Origin of the sequence: Halobellus sp. Atlit-38R (genome assembly GCF_003665925.1) — an archaeon.
Classification (GTDB): Archaea; Halobacteriota; Halobacteria; order Halobacteriales; family Haloferacaceae; genus Haloquadratum; species Haloquadratum inordinatus.
In genome coordinates this window covers 1-434 of sequence record NZ_QXIJ01000410.1, presented here as the reverse complement: position 1 = coordinate 434, position 434 = coordinate 1, and the positions used below count along the sequence as shown (strand labels likewise).

Here is a 434-nt window from a genome sequence, read left to right as displayed (position 1 = left end):
TGATTCAGTATCTACCTGATTAGATGTTTCTAAAGAAAAAAACAAACCGTAAACATAATCAGTAATTATAATAGCAATATATCCAGCTACAATGTAGTATATATCACGAATTGAATATTTGGTCTTTTCAAAAATTTTAATATTCAATAACTTTTGCGCAACAAATATAACTAAAATCACAGATATTATGAATGCTATTTGAAAAAGTAAACTCTTTTCTTATTTAAAAGAAAATAATATTATAGAAATTAAAATAAAAATAATTAATAGGCTAATGATAGATTTTAAAAAATAGGGGTCTTTTTTAACTGATTTCTTATCTTCCAAAAAAGCTTTATCATGCGTCATTTTTATATACTCCATTCTTTTGACTAATTGTTATGTTAGGTTGTTTTATTTTGTTTTTAAAATTTTTAGTTTCATTTCTACATTTG

The 434-nt window shown here is 22.1% G+C and carries 1 protein-coding gene; it reads right to left on the bottom strand.

Translation table 11 applies throughout. The features are described 5' to 3' along the window. Nucleotides 1-180: hypothetical protein (locus D3D02_RS21430; RefSeq protein WP_233560742.1), on the bottom strand; the 180-nt coding region annotated here is incomplete at its 3' end. Between the last annotated feature and the right edge of the window lie 254 nt (nt 181-434).